We start from the raw sequence: 22,650 nt of genomic DNA, 5'->3' as shown, positions 1-22,650 counted from the left end.
TAGCGTTTGAACGCCCGGCGCAGACCGGGTGAGGAGATACAGATGAGTTACCTACTCGACCGCCTGCAATTCTTCAAGAAGAAGCAGGGTGAATTCGCCGATGGTCATGGCGAGGTCACCAACGAAAGCCGTGCCTGGGAAAACAGCTACCGGCAGCGTTGGCAGCACGACAAGATCGTTCGCTCTACCCACGGGGTGAACTGCACCGGCTCGTGCTCCTGGAAGATCTACGTGAAGAATGGCCTGATCACCTGGGAAACCCAGCAGACCGACTACCCGCGTACCCGCCCGGACCTGCCCAACCACGAGCCGCGCGGTTGCCCCCGTGGCGCCAGCTACTCCTGGTACATGTACAGCGCCAACCGCCTGAAGTACCCCAAGGTGCGCAAGCCGCTGCTCAAGCTCTGGCGTGAAGCCCGCGCCACCCACAACGACCCGGTGGACGCCTGGGCCAGCATCGTCGAAGACAAGGCCAAGGCCAAGAGCTACAAGAGCGAGCGCGGTCTGGGCGGTTTCATCCGTTCGAGCTGGAGCGAAGTCACCGAGATCATCGCCGCCGCCAACGTCTACACCGCCAAGGTCTACGGCCCGGACCGCGTGGTCGGCTTCTCGCCGATCCCGGCCATGTCCATGGTCAGCTACGCCGCCGGCGCCCGCTACCTGTCGCTGATCGGCGGCGTGTGCCTGTCCTTCTACGACTGGTACTGCGACCTGCCGCCGGCCAGCCCGCAAATCTGGGGCGAGCAGACCGACGTGCCGGAGTCGGCCGACTGGTACAACTCCAGCTACATCATCGCCTGGGGTTCCAACGTCCCGCAGACCCGCACCCCCGACGCGCACTTCTTCACCGAAGTCCGCTACAAGGGCACCAAGACCGTGGCCGTCACCCCGGACTACTCCGAAGTGGCCAAGCTCACCGACCTCTGGCTCAACCCCAAGCAGGGTACCGACGCTGCACTGGGTATGGCTTTTGGTCACGTCATCCTCAAGGAATTCCACCTCGAGAAACCCAGCGCCTACTTCGTCGACTACTGCCGCCAGTACACCGACATGCCGATGCTGGTGCTGCTCGAACCGCACACCGACGGCGTGCTCAAGCCGACCCGCTACCTGCGCGCGGCGGACCTGGCGAACAACCTCGGCCAGGACAACAACCCCGAGTGGAAGACCATCGGCCTGGACGAAATCTCCGGCGAGCTGGTTTCGCCCACCGGCGCCATCGGCTATCGCTGGGGTGAGTCGGGCAAGTGGAACATCGAGGAAACCGAAGGCGGCGAGAAGCGTGAAACCCGTCTGGCCCTGACCCTCATCGACGGCCCGGAAAAAGCCTGCGACGTGGGCTTCCCATACTTCGCCGGCCAGGAGCACCCGCACTTCAAGGGCGTGGAAAACGACGAGGTGCTGGTGCGCCGCGTACCCTTCCGCGAAGTGACCGGTGCCGAGGGCCAGACCCTGCGCGTCGCCACCGTGTACGACCTGCAGATGGCCAACTACAGCGTCGACCGTGGCCTGGGTGGCCGCAACGTCGCCGCCTCCTACACCGACGCCGACGTGCCCTACACCCCGGCCTGGCAGGCCCGCATCACCGGTGTTCCGGCTGCCCGCGCCATCCAGGTGGCCCGCGAGTTCGCCGACAGCGCCGACAAGACCCACGGCAAGGCCATGGTCATCATCGGCGCCGCGATGAACCACTGGTACCACATGGACATGAACTACCGCGCGGTCATCAACATGCTGATGATGTGCGGCTGCATCGGCCAGAGCGGTGGCGGCTGGGCGCACTACGTGGGTCAGGAGAAACTCCGTCCGCAGACCGGCTGGGTCCCGCTGGCCTTCGGCACCGACTGGAGCCGTCCGCCGCGCCAGATGAACGGCACCAGCTTCTTCTACCTGCACAGCTCGCAGTGGCGCCACGAGAAGATCTCGATGCACGAGGTGCTCTCGCCGCTGGCCGACACCAAGCAGTTCCCCGAGCACGCGCTGGACTACAACATCCGCGCCGAACGTATGGGCTGGCTGCCGTCCGCCCCGCAACTCAACCGCAACCCGCTGCATATCGCCGCTGACGCCGAACGCGCCGGCATCCCGGTGCAGGACTATGTGGTGCGCGAACTCAAGGCCGGCAACCTGCGCGTAGCCAGCGAGCAGCCGGACGATCCGCAGAACTTCCCGCGCAACATGTTCATCTGGCGCTCCAACCTGCTCGGCTCCTCGGGCAAGGGCCACGAGTACATGCTCAAGTACCTGCTGGGCGCGAAGAACGGCGTGATGAACGCCGACCTCGGCAAGGACGGCGGTCCCTGCCCGGGCGAAGTCGACTGGGTCGACGAAGGCGCCGAAGGCAAGCTGGACCTGGTCACCACCCTGGACTTCCGCATGTCCTCCACCTGCATGTACTCGGACATCGTCCTGCCGACCGCGACCTGGTACGAGAAGGACGACCTCAACACCTCCGACATGCACCCCTTCATCCACCCGCTGTCGGCCGCCACCGACCCGGCCTGGGAAGCCAAGAGCGACTGGGAGATCTACAAGGCGATTGCCAAGAAGTTCTCCGAGGTTTCCGTCGGCCACCTGGGCGTGGAGAAGGACCTGGTGACCGTGCCGCTGCTGCACGACACCGCCAACGAACTCGCGCAACCGTTCGGCGGCAGCGACTGGAAGAAGGGCGAGTGCGAACCGGTTCCCGGCCGCACCATGCCGACCCTGCACGTGGTCGAGCGTGACTACCCCAACACCTACAAGAAGTTCACCTCCCTCGGCCCGCTGCTGGACAAGCTCGGCAACGGCGGCAAGGGCATCGGCTGGAACACCGACAAGGAAATCAAGCTGCTTGGCGAGCTGAACCACAAGGTCACCGAGACCGGCATCAGCGAAGGCCGTCCGCGCATCGAGAGCGCCATCGACGCCGCCGAGGTGATCCTCGCCCTGGCGCCGGAAACCAACGGCCAGGTCGCGGTGAAGGCCTGGGAGGCCCTGTCGGTCTTCACCGGCCGCGAGCACGCCCACCTGGCGCTGCCCAAGGAAGAAGAGAAGATCCGCTTCCGCGATGTCCAGGCGCAGCCGCGCAAGATCATCTCCAGCCCCACCTGGTCGGGCCTGGAAGATGAGCACGTGAGCTACAACGCCGGCTACACCAACGTCCACGAGATGATCCCGTGGCGCACCATCACCGGTCGCCAGCAGTTCTACCAGGATCACCCCTGGATGCAGGCCTTCGGCGAAGGCTTCGTCAGCTACCGGCCGCCGGTCAACACCCGCAGCACCGACAAGCTCTTCAACAAGAAGCCCAACGGCCACGCCGAGATCACCCTGAACTGGATCACCCCGCACCAGAAGTGGGGCATCCACTCCACCTACAGCGACAACCTGCTGATGCTCACCCTGTCGCGTGGTGGCCCGATCATCTGGATGAGCGAGCACGACGCGAAAAGCGTAGGCATCGAGGACAACGACTGGGTCGAGGTCTTCAACGCCAACGGTGCCGCGACCTGCCGCGCCGTGGTCAGCCAGCGCGTGAAGGACGGCATGGTGATGATGTACCACGCCCAGGAACGCATCGTGAACCTGCCGGGCAGCGAAACCACCGGCACCCGCGGCGGCCACCACAACTCGGTGACCCGCGTGGTCCTCAAGCCCACCCACATGATCGGCGGCTATGCCCAGCAGGCGTGGGGCTTCAACTACTACGGCACCGTCGGCTGCAACCGCGACGAGTTCGTCGTGGTGCGCAAGATGAACAAGGTCGACTGGCTCGACGAGCCGGAGCAGGGCGGACTGGGCGGTGACGCTCTGCCGCAACCGCTGCCCCAGGACATTTGAGGATTACTGCCATGAAAATTCGTTCGCAAGTCGGCATGGTGCTGAACCTCGACAAATGCATCGGTTGCCACACCTGCTCCATCACCTGCAAGAACGTCTGGACCAGCCGCGAAGGCGTCGAGTACGCCTGGTTCAACAACGTCGAAACCAAGCCCGGCATCGGTTACCCGAAAGAGTGGGAGAACCAGGAGAAGTGGAAGGGCGGCTGGAAGCGTAACGCCGACGGCTCCATCGTTCCGCGCATCGGCGGCAAGTTCCGCGTGCTGGCGAACATCTTCGCCAACCCGGACCTGCCGGAAATCGATGACTACTACGAGCCCTTCGACTTCGACTACCAGCACCTGCACACCGCGCCCAAGGCGCAGCACCAGCCGGTCGCCCGTCCGCGCTCGCTGGTTTCCGGCCAGCGCATGCAGAAGATCGAGTGGGGCCCCAACTGGGAGGAAATCCTCGGTACCGAGTTCGCCAAGCGCCGCAAGGACAAGAACTTCGACCAGGTCCAGGCGGACATCTACGGTGAGTACGAAAACACCTTCATGATGTACCTGCCGCGCCTTTGCGAGCACTGCCTGAACCCGGCGTGCGTGGCCTCCTGCCCGAGCGGTGCGATCTACAAGCGCGAGGAAGACGGCATCGTCCTGATCGACCAGGACAAGTGCCGCGGCTGGCGCATGTGCATCAGCGGCTGCCCGTACAAGAAGATCTACTTCAACTGGAAGAGCGGCAAATCCGAGAAGTGCATCTTCTGCTACCCGCGCATCGAGGCCGGCCAGCCGACCGTCTGCTCGGAAACCTGCGTGGGCCGCATCCGCTACCTCGGCGTGCTGCTGTATGACGCCGACCGCATCCACGAAGTGGCCACCTGCGAGAACGAGCGCGAGCTGTACCAGAAGCAGCTGGAGATCTTCCTCGATCCGTTCGACCCGAAAGTGATCGAGCAGGCCCGCAAGGACGGCGTACCGGACAGCGTCATCGAGTCCGCACAGAAATCGCCGGTGTACAAGCTGGCCATGGACTGGAAGCTGGCCCTGCCGCTGCACCCGGAATACCGCACGCTGCCGATGGTCTGGTACGTGCCGCCGCTGTCGCCGATCCAGAACGCCGCCTCCGAAGGCCACATCGGCAACGATGGCGTGATCCCGGACGTCGAGTCCCTGCGCATTCCCGTGCAGTACCTGGCCAACCTGCTGACCGCTGGCGACACCGCCCCGGTGCTGCTGGCCCTCAAGCGCCTGCTGGCCATGCGTGCCTACAAGCGCTCCGAGCACGTGGAAGGCAAGCAGGACCTGGAAGTGCTGAAGAAGGTCGGCCTGACCGTGAACCAGGTGGAAGAGATGTATCGCTACCTGGCGATCGCCAACTACGAAGACCGCTTCGTCATCCCCACTGCGCACCGTGAAGAGGCGCTGTCGGATGCCTTCGCCGAGCGTTCGGGTTGTGGCTTCAGCTTCGGCAACGGTTGCTCCAGCAACTCCGGCGTGAACCTGTTTGGCGGCAAGGCCGTGGACAAGCGCAACGTCATCCAGACCGTGCAGATACAGGAGTGATCGATATGGACACTCATAGCCAACTGCTCAAGCTCAGCGCGCTGATGCTGGATTACCCGCGCGTCGAACTGCGCGAGGAAAGCCTGGCGCTGCATGCCCTGATCCGCACCTGCGACCTCTCGGAAAAGCAGCGCGACGGCCTCGCCGCGCTGCTCAACGAGCTGTGCAAGGGCGACATCCTCGACGTCCAGGCCCGTTACGACGGGCTGTTCGAGCGCGGTCGCTCGGTCTCCCTGCTGCTGTTCGAACACGTGCACGGCGAAAGCCGTGACCGTGGCCAGGCGATGGTCGACCTGATGGACCGCTACACCCAGGCGGGCCTGGTCATCGACGTCAACGAGCTGCCGGACTACCTGCCGCTGTACCTGGAGTTCCTCGCCCTGCAGGACGCCGAGTCGGCCCGTGTGGGCCTCGCCGAAGTCGCCCACATCCTCGCGCTGATCGCCCTGCGCCTGGAAGAGCGCGGCAGCAGCTACGCGGCGATCTTCAACAGCCTGCTGGAGCTGTCCGGCGAGCAGCCCGACCTCGGCGCGCTCAAGCGCGACCGTGAGCAGGAAGTGCGCGACGACAGCCTGGAAGCCATCGACAAGGCCTGGGAGGAAACCCCGGTGAGCTTTACCGAGCCCGCCGTCGGTTGCCCGTCCACCAGCGCCCGGCGGATTTCCTCCGCCGCAGAACAACCCATGCAGTGGGTCGCCCAGCCGGTGCCGCAGATGCAGTACCGGGCGGCCAGAGAAGGAGTCTGAACATGTCCCTCGATCTTCTAGCGTTCGGGATCTATCCCTACGTCGCGCTCGCTATCTGCCTGATCGGCAGCTGGGCGCGCTTCGACCTCTCGCAATACACCTGGAAAGCCGGCTCCAGCCAGATGCTGAGCAAGAAGGGCATGCGCGTTTACAGCAACCTGTTCCACGTCGGTGTGCTGTTCATCCTCGCCGGTCACTTCGTTGGCCTGCTGACCCCTCACTCGGTCTACGAGCACCTGATCAGCACCGAGCAGAAGCAACTGCTGGCGATGGTATCCGGCGGCTTTTTCGGCATCCTCTGCTTCATCGGCCTGACCGGCCTGATCCTGCGCCGCCTGACCAATGACCGTGTACGCGCCACCGGCAACGCGTCGGACCTGATGATCCTGCTGGTGCTCTATGTCCAGCTGATCCTCGGCCTGTCCACCATCGTCGCCTCCACCCATCACCTGGATGGTTCGGTGATGGTCATGCTGGCCAACTGGGCACAGTCCATCGTCACCTTCCAGCCGCTGGCCGCCGCCGAAGCGATCGCGCCGGTCTCGCTGGTCTACAAGCTGCACGTGACCCTCGGCCTGACCCTGTTCGTACTGTTCCCCTTCACCCGTCTGGTGCACATCGTCAGCGCCCCGGTGTGGTACTTCGGCCGCCGCTACCAGGTGGTCCGCACCAAGCGTCGCGCAGCGTGATGAAGCGGCGGATGACGCTGGCGCGCCGTCCGCCCCACCTGAAGCTCTTCCCCCTCTCCCTTCAGGGAGAGGGCAGGGGAGAGGGTTACCGGAGGTAAGCGAAATGAGTTGCTCCCACTACGAAGCCAAGGTCGAACACGTCGACCTGCCTGCCATCTCCGTCAACGGCGTCGCCATCGCCGAGGACGAACTGGCCCGCGAGCTGCAGTACCATCCCGCGTCCAGCCACGCCGAGGCGCTGTACTCCGCCTGCCGTGCGCTGGTGGTTCGCCAGTTGCTGGTGCAGCGCGCTGACGCGCTGGGTCTGGCGGCCGACGCGGAAGAGGGCGAGGCCCCGGAAGAAGCGCGCATCCGCGCCCTGATCGACCGTGAAGTCGGCGTGCCCGAAGCCGACGAGGCCAGCTGCCGCCAATGGTACGAAGCCAACCCCACCCGCCTGACCGCGCCCTGGCGCATGCGCCTGCGCCATGTGCTGCTGGGCTGCGCGCCGGACGACCTGGAAGGCCGCGCCAAGGCCCGCGAACAGGCCGAGGAGCTGCTGGCCGAACTGCGTGAACACCCCGAGCGTTTCGCCGAGAAGGCGATGCGCTTCTCCGACTGCCCGTCCAAGGACGACGGCGGTGACCTGGGCTGGATCGAACCGGGACAGACCGTCCCCGAGTTCGAGAAACGCCTGCTGCAACAGCAACCCGGCCTGCTCGGCCATCCGCTGGAAAGTCGCTACGGCCTGCATGTGGTCGAGCTGATCGAGCGCGATGGTGGCGAGCCGCTGGACTTCACCGAAGCGCGCCCGCGCATCGCCGCCTACCTGCGCGCCCAGGTGCTGCAGCGTGCGGTCAGCCAGTACATCAGTGTGCTGGCCGGCGAAGCGCAGATCGACGGCTTCGTCTTCGACGGGGCGGAGTCGCCGCTGGTGCAGTGAACCGGTTCCGGGCCCCTCTCTCCCAATTCCTCCCCCAGAGGAGAGAGGGGCTTCGGGAACGGCCATGAATTTCGGCCTTCACCGTGGATAGTGAAGGCCGGCCGGAGTGAAACACCATGTCCGAATGGATCGACGGCCAGGGTCGCAAGATCGACTACCTGCGCCTGTCCGTAACCGACCGCTGCGACTTTCGCTGCGTCTACTGCATGTCGGAGAACATGCGCTTCCTGCCGCGTCAGCAGGTGCTCACCCTGGAAGAGATCGAACGGGTAGCGCGCCTCTTCGTCGAGCGCGGCGTGAAGAAGCTGCGCCTCACCGGCGGCGAACCGCTGGTGCGCCCCGGCATCGTCCATCTCTGTGAACGCCTCGCGGCGTTGCCCGGCCTGCGCGAACTGTGCATGACCAGCAACGGCTCGCAGCTCAGCAAACTGGCCGGTGATCTGCATGCTGCCGGCCTGACCCGCCTGAACATCAGTCTCGATACCCTCGATGCGCAACGCTTCGCCGCCATCACCCGCACCGGGCGCCTGGAGCAGGTGCTGCGTGGCATAGACGCCGCCCAGCAAGCCGGGTTCGAGCACATCAAGCTGAACTGCGTGGTGATGAAGGGGCGCAACGCCGACGAAGTGCCGGCACTGGTGGATTACGCCATCGCCCACGGACTGGACATCAGCTTCATCGAGGAGATGCCGCTGGGCCAGGTCGGCCGCGAGCGCGAGGAGAGCTTCTGCTCCAGCGACGAGGTCCGCGCGTTGATCGCCGAGCAGCACGAGCTGCTGGATAGCGCCGAACACAGTGGCGGTCCGGCGCGCTACGTGCGCCTGGCGCAGCATCCGGGCACGCGCATCGGCTTCATTTCGCCGCACTCGCACAACTTCTGCTCCACCTGCAATCGCCTGCGCCTGACTGCCGAAGGCCGGCTGCTGCTGTGCCTGGGCCACGAGAATTCCCTGGACCTGCGCGGGCTGCTGCGCCGCCATCCGCTGCACGACGAACCCATCCTCGAAGCCCTGCGCGGCGCCCTGCAGCGCAAGCCGGCGCGCCACGAATTCACCGTCGGCGATGTGCAGGTGCTGCGCTTCATGAACCTCAGCGGCGGCTGAAACCGACCTCCCTCGGCGGGCCTCGCGCCCGCCTCTTGCCTTGCGTTCCTAAACATCCCCCGGAGCGAATAAACGACTCCGAGCGCCCACTTGTAGGAGCGGGCCACGCCCGCGATCGCGCGCATGGCGCGCTCCTACAGGTCGGTTGCGGGTTTCTTGGGCACAAAAATAGTCAGGCATAAAAAAGCCCCTGCGACATGAGCGTATCGCGGGGGCTTCGGGCATCTGCCAAATGTATAACCGTGGAAGCTACGGTAAATCATGCGAAAGAATCGTTTCGAATCCTCCTCGGATCGCTTCGGAACGCCTCCAGACTAAGGCGCGAGCCCGGTACGCGACATTCCTCCGAAGGAGTAGCGCAGGGCGCGCAAAGGGGAGTGTGCCGTGCGGTCGCAGGGCGATTGACGTTGTGTACTTTTTAGTCCAGATTGGATTTTAAGTTTACGCGCGCCCGCGCGTGGACGGAGCAGAACAAGCCAGAACAAGAAGTCGTTCGCCTGGGTCAGGGCAAGGCAATGCCGCCGCAACCTCCCGCGTTGCGCCCCTGGACGAACCCAGACATGCCGTACTCACTGCCAGGACGTACCGGCCGGCGCTCGCCCCGGCGACCACACAACGGAGTTCATCGATGAATCGCAAAGCCCTGCTGGGCGGCCTGATGCTGGCCGCCTTCGCCACCTTCTCACACGCCGACGACAAGCCGCTGCGCATCGGCATCGAAGCCGCCTACCCGCCCTTCGCCTACAAGACCCCGGAAGGCGGCATCGCCGGCTTCGACTACGACATCGGCAATGCGCTGTGCGAAGAGATGAAGCGCAAGTGCCAGTGGGTCGAGCAGGAATACGACGGCCTGATCCCCTCGTTGAAAGTGCGCAAGATCGACGCCGCACTGTCCTCCATCACCATCACCGAAGAGCGCAAGCACTCGGTGGACTTCACCCACAAGTACTACTTCACCCCGGGCCGCCTGGTGATGAAGGAAGGCTCGCAGCTGGACGAGCAGTTCAGCCAGCTCAAGGGCAAGAACATCGGCGTGCAGCGCGGCTCCACGGCTGACCGCTTCGCCACCGAAGTACTGGGCAAGGCCGGCGCCAACGTGGTGCGCTACACCAGCCAGGACGAGATCTACCTGGACCTGCTGGCGGGCCGCCTGGACGGTACCTTCGCCGACTCCATCCCACTGGAGATCGGTTTCCTGGAAACCCCGCGCGGCAAGGGCTTCGCCTTCATCGGGCCGGAGTTCAAGGACCCGAAATACTTCGGCGAGGGCGCTGGTATTGCAGTGCGCAAGGGCAACACCGAGCTGGTCGGCCAGCTCAACGCCGCCATCGACGCGCTGCGCGCCAATGGCAAGTACAAGGCCATCGAGGGCAAGTACTTCAAGAGCGATATCTACGGCGATTGATCCTCCGCCGAGTCATGGAAAAGGCCGCCTTCGGGCGGCCTTTTTCGTTGCGCCGGCGCCTTCCTGTAGGAGCGGGCCATGCCCGCGATCCGAGCGGCCACCCATGTCCACCTCACGGCGGAGCACAAACGTAGGATGGTGTGGAGCGAAGCGATACCCATCATTTCCCGTGCACCGTCAGCATGGGTATCGCTGTGCTCCACACCATCCTACGAAAGCGTCGCCAGCGACGTCCCCTGTATGAGCGGGCCATTCCCGCGATCCGTCGGCAGAGCCGACGTTTCAGGCGGGTTCACATCATGGCGGGGAATACCGAAAGCGACTGGCAGGCGCGCCCCATGGGCCCCATCGCGGGCATGGGCTAGGCGCCCCCGCCCGTCCTGCAGGTTGAGAGGCAAGCCGCTCAGACCTCCTCCTTCAACTCCTTCAGGTGCTTGTACACCGTCGCGCGGCCCATGTTCAGGACGTTGGCCACGTAGTTCGCCGCGCTCTTGCCCTTGAACGCGCCCTCGGCATGCAGCGCCAGGACCAGTTCGCGCTTGTGGTCGCGGCTGAGGGTGGAGAGGCTCAGCTGGCGCTGCTGCAGCCAGCCGTGCAGGAAGGTGTTGATGCGCTCCTGCCAGTCGTCGCGGAACAGCGCGTCCGGTTGCGGGATGACCTTGCTGGAGGAGAGGAACAGGTCGAGCGCCGCCTTGGCGGTCTCGAACAGGGTGATGTTGAGGTTGATGCACAACACCGCCAGGGGTTCGCCCTTGCCGTCGCGCAGCACGGTGCTGATGGAGCGGATCTTCTGGCCGTCCCAGTTGAGCTTCTCGTAGGGACCGATGTTGCGCTCCTCGCTACCGCCTTCGAGCATGTCTTCCAGCGCCGAGTCGTCGCCGATCTCGCGTTTGGAGATGTTGTTCGCCAGGTAGGCCACGCGCTGGTTGCGCAGGTCGTGGATGACCACTTCGGCGTGGGGGAAGAACAGCGCGGCGATGGCGTCGGCGATGGCCTTGTAGTTGTCCAGCGGATCGGCGGCGGTCATGGGCAAGGCTCTCGGGGCGATTAGGCGGGCGATGGCACGGGCGCTGGCGAGTGTGCCGCAAGCGCCCGCAGGCTGTCACGAACGACGGCTCACTCGGCCAGCAGGCGCGCCGGGGACAGCATTTCGGCGGTGAGGCCATGGCGGGTGAGGTGCTCGGGCAGGGCCTCGCGGCGGATCAGCGCGGCGCTGGCCTCGCCCATCGCCGCCGAGGTCTGGATGCCATAGCCGCCTTGCCCTGCGACCCAGTACAGGCCGGGTGTGGCCGGGTCATAGCCGGACACCAGGTCGCCATCGGCGAAGAACGAACGCAGGCCCGCCCAGGTGTGGCTCGGGCGGCGGATGCTGAGGGTGGTGTGCTCCTCGATCTGGTAGATGCCCAGGGCGATGTCCAGCTCTTCGGGCTGCACGTCGTGGGGCTCCACAGGATCGGCGTTGGCCGGCGAGCCGAGCAGCATGCCGGCATCGGGCTTGAAGTAGAAGGATTCATCCAGGCTCACCAGCACCGGCCAGGCGTGGCTGTCGACACCCTCCGGCGGGCTGAACAGGAAGGCGGCGCGACGCTTGGGCGTGAGGCCCAGGGGAGTGGCGCCGGCCAGTTCGGCGATCTTGTCGGACCAGCTGCCAGCGGCGTTGACCAGCACCGGCGCTCGGTAGGTCTGCTGTGCGCAGCGTACTTCCCAGGCGTCGTCGATGCGACTGATCTCCAGGGCTTCGCTGTCCAGCTGCACGCTGCCGCCGTTGCGGCGGATGCCGCGCAGATAGCCCTGCAGCAGGCCGTCGGTGTCGATATCGGCGGCGCTGGGGTCGAGCATCGCACCGTGGACTTTCTCGCGGCGCAGCACCGGGACGATGGCGCAGGCTTCGTCGGCATCCAGCAGGCGCATTTCCGGCACGCTGTCGCGGGCGCTGGCGAACTGGCGCTGGAGCTCTTCCGGGTTGCCTTCGAAGTCCACGGTCATCTCCCCGCGCGGGGTGAGGATTGGGTGTTCGGCGAAGCCCTCGGGCGGGTTGTCGAAGAAGGCGCGGCTGGCGGCGGTGAGGGCGCGCACCTGCCGCGTGCCATAGGCGACGGTGTAGAGCGCTGCCGAGCGGCCGGTGGAGTGGTAGCCGGCGTGGGACTCGCGCTCCAGCACGGCGACCTTGCCGTGACGGGAGAGGAAATAACCGGTGGAGGCGCCGGCGATGCCGCCGCCAATGATGAGGAAGTCGACTTCGATCATGTTCGTCTCCGGCTCAGGCGTTCTTGTGTTGCAGATGGTAGAGCGCATTGGCCAGGGCGACGTCTTCCAGGCCCAGGCCGATGGAGCGGAAGAAGGCGTGGCGCTGGTAGTCCGGTTTGCCGGCCTGGCCGCTGACCAGTTCCGGCAGGTCGCCATGGATGGCACCGTCCCAGCCGTGCTCGTCGCGGGCCAGGCGCATCTCGCCGGCGGACGCCGGGGTGGTGGCGCGGTAGTCGCAGTACACGTCCATCTGCGCCAGCGACTGCGGTGGCACTTCGTGGGCGCGGGCGACGTTGGTGCTGATGGAGGTGATCAGCGCCGGCTTGGTCAGGATCGCCGGATCGAGCACCGGGGTGCCGGAGGAGGTGCACAGCAGCACCACGTCGGCGTCGGCCACGGCGGCTTCGACACTGGTGGCCGGTTCGGCGCGGGAATCGATGGCGCCGAACTGGGCCAGCACGCCGGCGCTCAGGTTCGGCGAGTAGACGCGGATGCTCTGCCAGTCACGCAGGCCGGCCGCGTAGCGCAGGTGTGCACGGGCGACCGGGCCGCTGCCGACGATGGCCAGACGCCTGGCGTCCGGGCGGGCCAGCTCCTGCACCGCCAGGGCGGTGGTGGCGGCGGTGCGCGCGGTGGTCAGGCTGCCGGCGTCGCACAGCAGCAGCGGCTGGCCGCTGTCCATGGACATCAGCAGGCTCCATGCGGTGACCAGCGACTTGGGCTGGCGCACGATGTACGGCGATGTCTTCACGCCGTAGACCTTCTGCGAGGCCAGCACGCCCAGGTAGTTGATGAAGTCGCCACCGCCGTTGGGGAACTCCACCAGTTGCTGTGCCGGCTGCACGGCGCTGCCAGCGGCCAGCTCGACGAACATGTCGCGCATCGCCTGGAGCACGTCGACCTGTGCCAGCAGGCGTTCGGCGTCAGCCTGGTAGAGGGTGAAAGGCGTGGCGGCGGACATGGTGAGACTCCAGGTGTGGATTTATTTTTCCATTCTGGACTCGATTGTCTTGATCGGCAAGGGTAGGTGGTCGGGTGGTGTATGCGTTTTCGCGGGGCTCAAACCGGTAGTGCTGGCCTGTAGGAGCGCCCCATGGGCCCGCTCCTACAGGGAATGACGCAACTTACAGCTTGAACTGCGCCACCAGTTCTTCCTGGCTGCCGGCCACGCGGCGCAGGTGCTCGCCGCAGTCGCGGGTGTGCGCGGCGGTCTTGCGGTTTTCCACGGTCATGTCGCTCAGGCGGTGCATGTGCTGGTTCACTTCCTGGGTCGTGGCGGCCTGCTGTTCGGCGGCGGCGGCGATCTGGAAGGCCATGGCATGCACGCCCTGCAGCGAATCATCCAGCGCGCCGAGGGCTTCCAGCACGGCCTGGGTGTCCTGCTCCAGGGTATGGGCCTGTTCGCTGGCGCCGCTCATGCTCGACTGCGCCTGGACGGAGGAGTCGCCCAGGCTGCCGACGATGGCGACGATCTCGTCGGTAGCGCTGCGGGTGCGCTGGGCCAGGCTGCGCACCTCGTCGGCGACCACGGCGAACCCCCGACCCGCCTCACCGGCGCGGGCGGCTTCGATGGCGGCGTTGAGGGCAAGCAGGTTGGTCTGTTCGGCGATGGAGCGGATCACGTCCAGCACCGAGCCGATCTGCTGGCTCTCGCCGGCCAGGGTCTGCACCACGCCATCGGCCTGGCGCAGGCCGACCAGCAGTTGGTCCTGGCGGCCAATCATGTGTTGCAGGGTGCCCTGCATGGCGACGAAGGCCTGTCGCGCGGCGGCGCTGCCGTCTGCACTGCGGCTGGCGCTGCCGGCGATTTCCTGCACGGTGGCGGCCATCTGGTCGACGGCACTGACCACCATTTCCAGCGCTTCCTGCTGCTGGTCGAGGTGATGGCTGGTGCGCCCGGCGGCGTCGAGGATGTCGCCGCTGGCGTCACCCACGGCCTCGCTGGCCTGGCGCAGACGCTCGACCACCTGGCGCCAGGCCGTGGTCATCTCGCGCAGGGCCTGCATCAGGCCGCTGCTGGCGCTGGCGTCGTCGCTCAGGCGCAGCTCGCCGCTGGCCAGGCGCTGGGCCAGGGCGGCCATGCTGGCCGGCTCGCCACCCAGCGGGCGCATCACGCTGCGGCTGACCAGCCAGGTGCCGGCGGCGACGCCGAGCAGGGTCAGCACGCCGAGCACGAGGATCTGCCACATCAGCTTGCGCACCGGGGCGAAGGCCTGGTCCTGGTCCATTTCCGCCACCAGCGCCCAGTGCAGGCCGTCCAGGTTCAGCGGGACGAAGGACTTGAGCGCCGGCTCGTTGCTCAGGCCCGTCTCGGAAAGACGACCCTGCTCGCCGGCCAGGGCTTTCTCGATGGCCTGGCCGGGCAGGGCGGTGGGGCTTTCCTTGTCGCGGCGTACGTGGTGATCGGCAAAGCGCACCGAGTCCGAGCGCAGGCTGCCGTCGCCGCCAACCAGGTAGGTCTCGCCGTCGTCGCCCAGGCCCTGGCGGTTCTGCATCACTTCGTTGATCGAGGCGAGCGGCAGTTCCAGTACCAGCAGCAGTTGCAGCTTGCCATTGTCCTTGATCGGCGCGGCCAGCCATTGCACCGGCTGCTGGTCGTTGGGCGCCTGCTCCAGGTCGCTGATGCTGGCCTTGCCGCTGTCCAGCGCCTTGCGGATGAACTGGCCGAACGGCGTGTCGCGCCACTGCGGATCGCCGATGTTCTGCTGGTAGTCGACGCCACGGCCGAGGCTGAACACCACCTTGCCGTCGCCGGCCACCAGACGCAGTTCGCGGTAGCCGAAGGTCTTGATGAAGTTCTCGAACACCGGGCGGTCGTAGTTGGCGGTGGTCACCAGGGACTCGCTGTCCAGACCCGCGTAGTTGCTGCCCAGGTTGGTGGCGAGGCTGCTGAGCTGGTCGTTACGGGCCTTCCAGGCGTCCATCAGCTGCCGCTGCTTGATGCTGGCGACCGCCTCCAGGGCGTTCAGGCTTTGTTCTTCGAGGGCACGGCTGGCCTGGAGATAGACCACGATGGCCATCACCAGCACGGGGATCAGGCCGACCGAGAGGAAACTCAGTGCAAGTTTGGCGCGCAAGGGCATGGGAGGATTCCGACGAGTTCTTGGAATTGTTCTCGCGTGCTTTGCAAGAAGCGTGCGAATTTTTTTACGTCTGTAAATAAAACTGAGCAGAAACGGCCGGGGGCAGGCCTATTGCGCGGGTAATGGCGCGTGGCCATTGTTTGCGGGGGGATGCCGTACGGTCGTCCCAGCGGGTCCGGCAGGAGGAATGGCAGGCTCTAGGAAGGGGAATTCGTCACCCGCGGTAACGCCGGTGGAAACAAAAAAGGCGAAGCCATGTGGCTTCGCCTTCTTCTGGTGCAACAAGCGATCAGTGCTTGCGCGGTACCGGCTTGAGCAGCTCGGTGGGCGGCATTTCGCAGTTGATCTTGCGGCCCAGCAGTTCCTCGATCGGCGGCAGGGCGAAGGCATCGTCCTCGCCAGCGAAGCTGATGGAGGTGCCGGTGCTGCCGGCGCGACCGGTACGGCCGATGCGGTGCACGTAGTCGTCCGGGTCTTCGGGCAGGGTGAAGTTGATCACGTGGCTGATGCCGTCGACGTGGATGCCGCGGCCGGCGACGTCGGTGGCGACCAGGACGCGGATCTTGCCTTCACGGAAGCCTTCCAGGACCTTGATGCGCTTGTGCTGCGGCACGTCGCCGGACATCTGGGCGGCGCTGATGCCGTCCTTGGTCAGGCGTTCCTCGATGCGACGCACCTCGTCCTTGCGGTTGGCGAAGACCATCACGCGGGTCCAGTCGTTCTGCGCGATCAGGTTGTACAGCAGCTTGTACTTGTCGCTGCCGGCAACGGCATAGACGTGCTGCTCGACGGTATCGCTGGCGACGTTTTCCGGCTCGATCTCGACGATGGCCGGGTCGACGGTCCACTGCTTGGCCAGGTTCATCACGTCGTCGGTGAAGGTGGCGGAGAACAGCAGGGTCTGGCGCTCGCCCTTGTACGGGGTCTGGCGGATGATCTGGCGGACCTGCGGGATGAAGCCCATGTCGAGCATGCGGTCGGCTTCGTCCAGCACCATCACCTCGACCATGTCCAGGTGCACCTCGCCGCGCTGGTTGAAGTCCAGCAGGCGGCCGGGGGTGGCGACCAGGATGTCGCAGAAGCGCGATTCCAGGGTCTTGAGCTGCTTGTCGAAGTCCATGCCGCCGACGAAGCTCATGACATTCAGGCCGGTGTACTTGGCCAGGCCGAGGGCGTCGTTGGCGATCTGCACCACCAGCTCGCGGGTCGGCGCGATGATCAGCGCACGCGGCTCGCCCATGTAGCGCTCTTTGGGCGGCGGGGTCTGCAGCAGCTGGGTGATGATCGAGATGAGGAACGCGGCGGTCTTGCCGGTGCCGGTCTGGGCGCGGCCGATGGCGTCCTGGCCACGCAGGGTGAAGCCCAGTACCTGTGCCTGGATCGGCGTGCAGTATGGGAAGCCCAGGTCATGGATGGCGTGCATCAGGCGCGGGTCGAGGTTGAAGTCGTGGAAGCGCGTCTTGCCTTCGGCCGGCTCGACCACGAAGTCTTCCAGCTTCCAGTTGTCCACCACCGGCGGGCGCGGCTTGCGCTCGCGGCGCGGTTTCGGCTCGCGGGGCTTGTCGGCACCCTCGGCCTTGGCATGCTCGTGCTTCGGCGCGTGCTCGCGTTTTTCGCCGCGTTCGCCTTTGTCGGAACGCTCGGCGCGGGGTTTGTCGCTCTTCGGACCGCGGGCCGGCTTCTCGCCGTTGTCGCCTTCGGGGCGCGGATTGCGCGGTTTGCGCGGACGCTTTTCGCCGCTCGGGGCGGGCTGGGAGGCAGCGGGTGCGGGGGCTGCCGGCGTGGTGACGGGCTGCTCGCCATCACCCTTGCTGAAGATTTTCTTGAGTGCTTTGAGCACGTTGGTCTCGTACTGGTTAAGGAATGAACGGCCGCCAGTGTAATGCAAGATGCCCGCAGGGCGAAGTGCCACGGGCATTCTGCCTATTGACTTGGGCTACGGAAGGTTCTCCAGCAGCAGCCGGCGGACGTTTCCGCCCATGATGGCGGCGATGTCCTGGTCGCTGAAGCCGGCTTTCGCCAGGCCCTGGGTCAGTTGCGCGAGGCCGGTGGTGTCGAAGGGCGCATTCACCGCGCCGTCGAAGTCCGAACCCAGCGCCACGTGCTCGACGCCTACCTTGTCGGCGGCGTAGCGCATGGCCTTGACGATGGCCTCCACCGAGGTTTCGCAGACCGCGCCGTCCCAGTAACCGATGCCGATCACCCCACCCGTGTTGGCGATGCCGCGCAGGTGGGCGTCGGTCAGGTTGCGCGGGCCGGGGCAGGTGCCGGCGACGCCGGTGTGGGAAACGATCACCGGGCGCCTGGCAATGGCCAGCACGTCGTCGATCAATGGACGCGAGGCGTGGGCCAGGTCGATCAGCATTTTCCTGTCTTCCAGGCGCGGAATGACTTCGCGGCCGAAAGCGGTCAGGCCGCCTTTCTTCAGGCCGTGGGCGGAGCCGCCGACTTCGTTGTCGAAGAAATGGGTCAGCCCCATGATGCGGAAGCCCGCGTCGTACATGCGGTCGATGTTCCCGAGCTTGCCTTCGAGCGGGTGCAGGCCTTCGGTGGCGAGCACGGCGGCGAGCTGCTTCGGGTCTTTCTGCCAGGCCGCGAGGTAGCGGGTGAGGTCGTCGCGGCTGCGCACCAGGGTGAGCTTGCCCTGGCTGTCGGCGGCGGCCTTGTCCAGCAGTTCGCCCTGGTAGAGCGCGCGTTCGAGCAGGCTGTTCCAGGTGCGTGCCGGCCAGCGCTGGGCAATGACCAGCGGGGTGATGTTGTCGCTGTCGGCGCTGTTGCTTTCGTAGTTCAGGCCGCGCGGGGTCTTGGTGACGGTGGAGAACACTTGCAGGCCGACATGACCTTCGAGCAGACGTGGCAGGTCGGTGTGGCCGTGGTCGTGGCGGTCCAGCAGGTTGCGGTCCCAGAGCAGGGCGTCGTCGTGCAGGTCGGCGACGAACAGGGTCTGGTGCAGCGCCTGGGCCTGCGGCGAGGCGGGGTAGGGCGGCGGGCTGGCCACGGTGTTCATCTTGCGGTCCATGTAGCCCGGCAGGTTGAAGAAGATCCCCAGGCCAACGGCCAGCAGGACGAGCAGGACGAGCAGGATGATCAGCAGTTTGCGCATGTCAGCTTCCCAGCTTTGTTATTGGTTTTCTTGCTGGGGCGCAATCTAACAGAAGGGCAGGTGAAGGGAAGCGGCCTCAGCCGCAGAGGCAGTTGCGGCCCTTCTGCTTGGCCTGGTAGAGGGCGCCGTCTGCCCGCAGGATCAGGCTCGGCAGGTTTTCCTGGATGTCCATCTCGGCCAGCCCCAGGGACACGGTGACGCCGGGCAGTACGCCCACCGGCGAGTAGAAGGAGGCGACCTGCTCCAGGCTCTGACGCAGGCGATTGCCGATGCGCCGGGCCTCATCGATGGCGATTTCCGGCAGTAGGATGACGAACTCCTCGCCGCCATAGCGCGCCATGCTGTCCTTGGGCCGCAGCTGGCTGCGCAGTGTATGGGCGACCAGGCACAGCGCGTAGTCGCCGGCCAGGTGGCCGTGCTCGTCGTTGTAGTTCTTGAAGTGGTCGACATCGAGCATGAGCATGCACATGGGTTGCTCGTTGAAGGCACAGCGCGTGCTCTCGCGGTCGTAGATGTGCTCCAGCCAGCGCCGGTTGAACAGCCCGGTGAGGGTGTCGATGTTGGCGTTCTGCTCGGTGTCGAGAATGATCCGGTTGCCTTCGCGCACCCGCTCGCAAAGCACCGAGAGAAGGTTCTGCATCACCTGCGGGGAGTGCTCGAACAGGCCGATCAGCGCTTCGCGGTGCAGACGCAGGACGGTGGTCGGTTCGCTGGCGACGACATAGGCCGAAGGATGGTCGCTGTCGATGAAACTGATCTCGCCGGCGCAGTCACCCGGATGCAGGGTGCTCACCGGCTGGTTGTCCAGCGACCCCAGGTACACCGTCAGGTGCCCGGAGAGGACCATATAAAGGAAGTGATTGCGGTTGAAGGGCGACAGCAGGATTTCGCCGCGCTCCAGTTCGCAGGCGCGGAAATCCTTGAGCAGCTGCTGCAGGTTGGCCGCGGCCACGTTCTGGAACAGGCGCAAGTGCTGGAGTTGGCGGATGTCCTCTTTCCACTGCGCGGCTTTCATGGCGCGGCGGACGTCGGGTAGCGGCTGATGATGTGCACGACTGACTCTCCCTGTAGTCCTCTTCGCACATTGAGCCATCAGTATTAGTCAGATTTGACTACTGGCAATTCGCATCCAGACCCGGCCGACCGGCGGTCGGCCGGGTGTTTCATCAGTGTTCCAGCAGCTCCACGTGCACCGCGTAACCGCCCAGACGGTCGGCCAGGGCGGCGCGTGAGTCTAGGTCGAGGTCGCCAACGAAAAGACGCGCTTTCTGACCAAAGCGGTCATCGGCAATCACCTCGATTCGCGGTGCCGGGGACAGGTGCCGGGTCTCGTCCTCGAGCACGCGACGAATGGCATCCAGGCGCAGTGCCGGCTTGAAGGTCTTGCCCACCGCGGTGACCGGGATGGCGTCCAGCAGCCAGACGTCCTTGGGTACTGCGGCGCGCTCGGGCACGTGCTGCGCGGCGTGTTCCAGCAGTTCCGCTTCGCTCGCCTGCATGCCCGGCTTGAGCTGGATGTACACCACCGGCAGCTCGCCGGCCTTCAGGCACGGCTTGCCCACGGCGGCGGCCATGGCCACGGCGGGGTGGCGGTGCAGGGCTTCCTCGATCATCTGCGGGTCGATGTTGTGCCCGCCCCGGATGATCAGGTCCTTGCTGCGGCCGGTGAGCCAGATGTAGCCGTCGGCGTCGATGCGGCCCAGGTCGCCGGTGTTGAACCAGTCGCCGTCGACCCAGATGTCCTTGTTCTTGCTGGCCTGCAGGTAGCCCTTGAAGACGGTGGGGCCGCGCAGGCAGATGTTGCCGATCTCGTCCACGGCCGCGTCGCGCAGGTACTGGCCGTCGCCGTCGAGGACCACCGATTTCAGCTCGCAGTAGGGCAGGCGCAGGCCGATGGAGCCGGGCCGACGCTCGCCGCCGCGCGGGTTGCAGCTGGTGCCGCAGGTGCCTTCGGTCATGCCGTAGCCTTCGATGACCTTCAGGCCGGTCTTCGCCTCGAACTGGCGGATCAGCTCCACCGGCATGGGCGCAGCGCCGCACAGGGCGAAGCGCAGGCTGGAGAGGTCGCGACCCTCGCTGGGCACCTGGAGCAGGGCGGCGTAGATGGTCGGCACGCCGCTGAAGCTGGTGACCTTGTAGCGCTCCACCAGCTTCCAGAAGTCCTGGATCAGCGTCGGGTTGCGATAGCCCTGGGTACCGGCGAGCAGTACCTCGCCGCCGCGCATGAAGGGCGCAAGGCCGGTGACCATCACGCCGTTGACGTGGAACAGCGGCAGGCCGCAGAGCAGCACGTCGTTGCCGTCGTAGTCGGAGTTCAGGCCCATGATCTCGGCCATCGCCACTTCGTTGAAATGGCTGTGCGGCGCAAGCTTGGGCGTGCCGGTGGTGCCGCCGGTGTGGAAGTAGGAAGCGACTTCGTCCGGGCCGATCACACGGCCGCTTTCCAGGTGGTCCGCCGGGCACTGGGCGAGCAGTTCGTCGAAGTCCAGCACGCCTTCGGGCAGCGCGTCGCGAGCGGCCTTGATCGCCGAGCGCTGTGGCTCGGGCAGCAGGTTGGCGATGTCGACGGTGACGATGGCGTTCAATTCCGGCAGGTGCTCGCGCAGGCCGGCGACCTTGTTCCAGAGATCGGTGCCCGGGAAGGGCGCCAGCGTCACCAGCACGCGCGAATCGGCGGCGCGCACCAGTTCGGCGATGTGCTCGGGATCGAGCAACGGGTTGATCGCGTTGACGATCCCCGCCGCTTCGCCGCCCCAGATCACGTAGTGGGTCTGCGGCAGGTTGGGAAGCAGGAACGACACCGCGGTGCCCGGCCGCACGCCAAGGCGATGGAAGGCATTCGCCGCCTGGGTGACGCGGGCGAACAGCTGCTCGTAGCTGACCTTGACCGGTTCCTCCGCCGCCGAACCCTGCAGCAGGAAGCTCAGGGCGGTGGACGGGCCATACTGCTGCGCCGAACGGCGTAGCAGTTCATAGGTGTTGGGCGGCAGGTCGCGGTCTTGCAGGGGGACCTGTTCCAGGGCTTCGACGTCACGCAGGCTGCTGATCGGGGCGTTCATGCTTCTTCTTGTTCTCCGCAGGGTCAGGGGATCACAGGCGCTCCCGCAGCCAGGCGCCGATATCGCCAAGTTCCTCATTGCTCACTTCGTGGCTCATCGGGTAGGTGCGCCACTGGGCGGGCACCTCGTTGGCCTGCAGGAAGTCGTAGGCGGCGCGGCCCATGGCCGGCGTCACCACGTCATCGAAAGTGCCATGCAGGCAGAGGGCGGACAGTTGTCTTTTTGTAGCGGGCAGCTTTATGTCGTCACTGAATGTCGGGCCATAGGTGGAGAGGGCCATGACCCCGCCCAGTTCGCCGTCCCAGCGCAGGTAGCCGGTGTGCAGCACCACCGCGCCGCCCTGGGAGAAGCCGGCAAGGATGATGCGTCCGGGCGCAATGCCCTGGTCGATCTGCCCCTGGATCAGCGCGATCACGCTGTCGGCCGAGGCTTCCAGCTGCGCGTCGTCGATGGCGCGGGCCGGGGCCATGGCGAGGATGTCGTACCAGCTGGGCGCGGGCATGCCGTTGAACACGGTGACCGGGCGGGTCGGCGCCTGGGGCAGGATGAAGCGTGTCGAGGTGAAGCTGCGCTGCAGCATCTGTGCTACCGGCTCGAAGTCGTAACGGTCGGCGCCCAGGCCGTGCAACCAAATGACGCAGGAGTCGGCGCTCTGGCTGGGTTCGAGGATCAGGGGCTGGGTCATGGAGGCTCCAGGATGGGGCAGGCGCTCTAGGAAGGGGCGCTGCGTGGGAAAAAGGGAGGAGGGGCGATGCAAGAAGATGTCGCATGGCCATAACTTGTGGGACTTGACTGCACGAATTTGCACGAACGTTCCTAGGCTGGTACGCCCCTTGCTATCGCTACTGGCAGGCTGTGCGGCCCCACTTCCGGTAACACTCTACCGACCCCATCCGGAAAGCTGTACCGGAAGTGGCGCCGCGA

General features: G+C 65.8%; 16 protein-coding genes. 7 read left to right on the top strand and 9 right to left on the bottom strand.

The genetic code is table 11. The features are described from left to right. The first annotated feature begins 42 nt into the window (after positions 1–42). The 7 genes from IB255_RS04225 to IB255_RS04195 all read left to right on the top strand — a co-directional run bounded on the left by IB255_RS04225 (position 43) and on the right by IB255_RS04195 (position 10,234). Positions 43–3,822 (top strand): nitrate reductase subunit alpha, encoded by a 3,780-nt coding sequence (locus IB255_RS04225; RefSeq protein ID WP_081516138.1) that lies wholly within the window; start codon positions 43–45, stop codon positions 3,820–3,822. Positions 3,823–3,833: 11 nt separating this feature from the next. Beyond that, entirely contained in the window at positions 3,834–5,369 is a 1,536-nt protein-coding gene (gene narH / locus IB255_RS04220) for a nitrate reductase subunit beta (protein WP_151188179.1), read from the top strand. Positions 5,370–5,374: 5 nt separating this feature from the next. Next, complete coding sequence (narJ, locus tag IB255_RS04215; RefSeq protein ID WP_151188178.1) at positions 5,375–6,115, top strand: nitrate reductase molybdenum cofactor assembly chaperone; 741 nt, start codon at positions 5,375–5,377, stop codon at positions 6,113–6,115. 2 nt (positions 6,116–6,117) lie between these two features. After that, complete coding sequence (narI, locus tag IB255_RS04210; protein WP_081516133.1) at positions 6,118–6,804, top strand: respiratory nitrate reductase subunit gamma; 687 nt, start codon at positions 6,118–6,120, stop codon at positions 6,802–6,804. A 103-nt stretch (positions 6,805–6,907) separates the two neighbouring features. After that, positions 6,908–7,726 carry a peptidylprolyl isomerase gene (locus IB255_RS04205; RefSeq protein ID WP_192209824.1) on the top strand — a complete coding sequence of 273 codons (819 nt, stop codon included), beginning with the start codon at positions 6,908–6,910 and terminating at the stop codon, positions 7,724–7,726. Between the two features lie 116 nt (positions 7,727–7,842). Beyond that, positions 7,843–8,829, top strand: coding sequence for a GTP 3',8-cyclase MoaA (moaA, locus tag IB255_RS04200; protein WP_151188176.1), 987 nt, complete (start codon positions 7,843–7,845; stop codon positions 8,827–8,829). 628 nt (positions 8,830–9,457) lie between these two features. Beyond that, positions 9,458–10,234: an ABC transporter substrate-binding protein gene (locus tag IB255_RS04195; RefSeq protein WP_081516127.1), complete on the top strand. Its 777-nt coding sequence runs from the start codon at positions 9,458–9,460 to the stop codon at positions 10,232–10,234. Between the two features lie 403 nt (positions 10,235–10,637). Here IB255_RS04195 and IB255_RS04190 read toward each other — a convergent pair whose 3' ends face one another. The 9 genes from IB255_RS04190 to IB255_RS04150 form a co-directional block, all read right to left on the bottom strand. Beyond that, a complete protein-coding gene (locus IB255_RS04190) occupies positions 10,638–11,261 on the bottom strand; it encodes a transcriptional regulator (protein ID WP_081516125.1) in 624 nt (207 codons plus the stop codon). An 89-nt stretch (positions 11,262–11,350) separates the two neighbouring features. Further along, the gene (locus tag IB255_RS04185; RefSeq protein ID WP_081516123.1) at positions 11,351–12,481 is read right to left on the bottom strand and encodes an NAD(P)/FAD-dependent oxidoreductase; all 1,131 of its coding nucleotides are present in this window, start codon (positions 12,479–12,481) and stop codon (positions 11,351–11,353) included. A 13-nt stretch (positions 12,482–12,494) separates the two neighbouring features. Then, positions 12,495–13,442, bottom strand: coding sequence for an ornithine cyclodeaminase family protein (locus IB255_RS04180; RefSeq protein ID WP_081516121.1), 948 nt, complete (start codon positions 13,440–13,442; stop codon positions 12,495–12,497). A 163-nt stretch (positions 13,443–13,605) separates the two neighbouring features. Then, positions 13,606–15,564, bottom strand: a complete 1,959-nt coding sequence (locus IB255_RS04175) for a methyl-accepting chemotaxis protein (RefSeq protein ID WP_081516119.1) — start codon at positions 15,562–15,564, stop codon at positions 13,606–13,608. A 289-nt stretch (positions 15,565–15,853) separates the two neighbouring features. Continuing rightward, positions 15,854–17,404 (bottom strand): ATP-dependent RNA helicase RhlB, encoded by a 1,551-nt coding sequence (gene rhlB / locus IB255_RS04170; RefSeq protein ID WP_081516436.1) that lies wholly within the window; start codon positions 17,402–17,404, stop codon positions 15,854–15,856. A 96-nt stretch (positions 17,405–17,500) separates the two neighbouring features. Then, complete coding sequence (locus IB255_RS04165; protein ID WP_192209823.1) at positions 17,501–18,667, bottom strand: dipeptidase; 1,167 nt, start codon at positions 18,665–18,667, stop codon at positions 17,501–17,503. A gap of 76 nt (positions 18,668–18,743) precedes the next feature. Next, entirely contained in the window at positions 18,744–19,682 is a 939-nt protein-coding gene (locus tag IB255_RS04160) for a GGDEF domain-containing protein (RefSeq protein ID WP_081516115.1), read from the bottom strand. A gap of 151 nt (positions 19,683–19,833) precedes the next feature. Then, positions 19,834–21,726: an acyl-CoA synthetase gene (locus IB255_RS04155; RefSeq protein WP_081516113.1), complete on the bottom strand. Its 1,893-nt coding sequence runs from the start codon at positions 21,724–21,726 to the stop codon at positions 19,834–19,836. Between the two features lie 31 nt (positions 21,727–21,757). Next, positions 21,758–22,411, bottom strand: coding sequence for an alpha/beta hydrolase (locus tag IB255_RS04150; RefSeq protein WP_081516111.1), 654 nt, complete (start codon positions 22,409–22,411; stop codon positions 21,758–21,760). Between the last annotated feature and the right edge of the window lie 239 nt (positions 22,412–22,650).

The organism is Pseudomonas sp. PDM22 (assembly GCF_014851965.1).
In the GTDB taxonomy this organism is placed as follows: Bacteria; Pseudomonadota; Gammaproteobacteria; order Pseudomonadales; family Pseudomonadaceae; genus Pseudomonas.
This window is presented reverse-complemented; position numbering and strand designations above follow the sequence as displayed.

What these genes read in the sequence shown, in the direction of transcription:
- IB255_RS04225 (WP_081516138.1), top strand. Translation starts at nt 43, where the DNA reads ATGAGTTACCTACTCGACCGCCTGCAATTCTTCAAGAAGAAGCAGGGT.
- narH (WP_151188179.1), top strand. Translation starts at nt 3,834, where the DNA reads ATGAAAATTCGTTCGCAAGTCGGCATGGTGCTGAACCTCGACAAATGC.
- narJ (WP_151188178.1), top strand. Translation starts at nt 5,375, where the DNA reads ATGGACACTCATAGCCAACTGCTCAAGCTCAGCGCGCTGATGCTGGAT.
- narI (WP_081516133.1), top strand. Translation starts at nt 6,118, where the DNA reads ATGTCCCTCGATCTTCTAGCGTTCGGGATCTATCCCTACGTCGCGCTC.
- IB255_RS04205 (WP_192209824.1), top strand. Translation starts at nt 6,908, where the DNA reads ATGAGTTGCTCCCACTACGAAGCCAAGGTCGAACACGTCGACCTGCCT.
- moaA (WP_151188176.1), top strand. Translation starts at nt 7,843, where the DNA reads ATGTCCGAATGGATCGACGGCCAGGGTCGCAAGATCGACTACCTGCGC.
- IB255_RS04195 (WP_081516127.1), top strand. Translation starts at nt 9,458, where the DNA reads ATGAATCGCAAAGCCCTGCTGGGCGGCCTGATGCTGGCCGCCTTCGCC.
- IB255_RS04190 (WP_081516125.1), bottom strand. Translation starts at nt 11,261, where the DNA reads ATGACCGCCGCCGATCCGCTGGACAACTACAAGGCCATCGCCGACGCC.
- IB255_RS04185 (WP_081516123.1), bottom strand. Translation starts at nt 12,481, where the DNA reads ATGATCGAAGTCGACTTCCTCATCATTGGCGGCGGCATCGCCGGCGCC.
- IB255_RS04180 (WP_081516121.1), bottom strand. Translation starts at nt 13,442, where the DNA reads ATGTCCGCCGCCACGCCTTTCACCCTCTACCAGGCTGACGCCGAACGC.
- IB255_RS04175 (WP_081516119.1), bottom strand. Translation starts at nt 15,564, where the DNA reads ATGCCCTTGCGCGCCAAACTTGCACTGAGTTTCCTCTCGGTCGGCCTG.
- IB255_RS04165 (WP_192209823.1), bottom strand. Translation starts at nt 18,667, where the DNA reads ATGCGCAAACTGCTGATCATCCTGCTCGTCCTGCTCGTCCTGCTGGCC.
- IB255_RS04160 (WP_081516115.1), bottom strand. Translation starts at nt 19,682, where the DNA reads ATGAAAGCCGCGCAGTGGAAAGAGGACATCCGCCAACTCCAGCACTTG.
- IB255_RS04155 (WP_081516113.1), bottom strand. Translation starts at nt 21,726, where the DNA reads ATGAACGCCCCGATCAGCAGCCTGCGTGACGTCGAAGCCCTGGAACAG.
- IB255_RS04150 (WP_081516111.1), bottom strand. Translation starts at nt 22,411, where the DNA reads ATGACCCAGCCCCTGATCCTCGAACCCAGCCAGAGCGCCGACTCCTGC.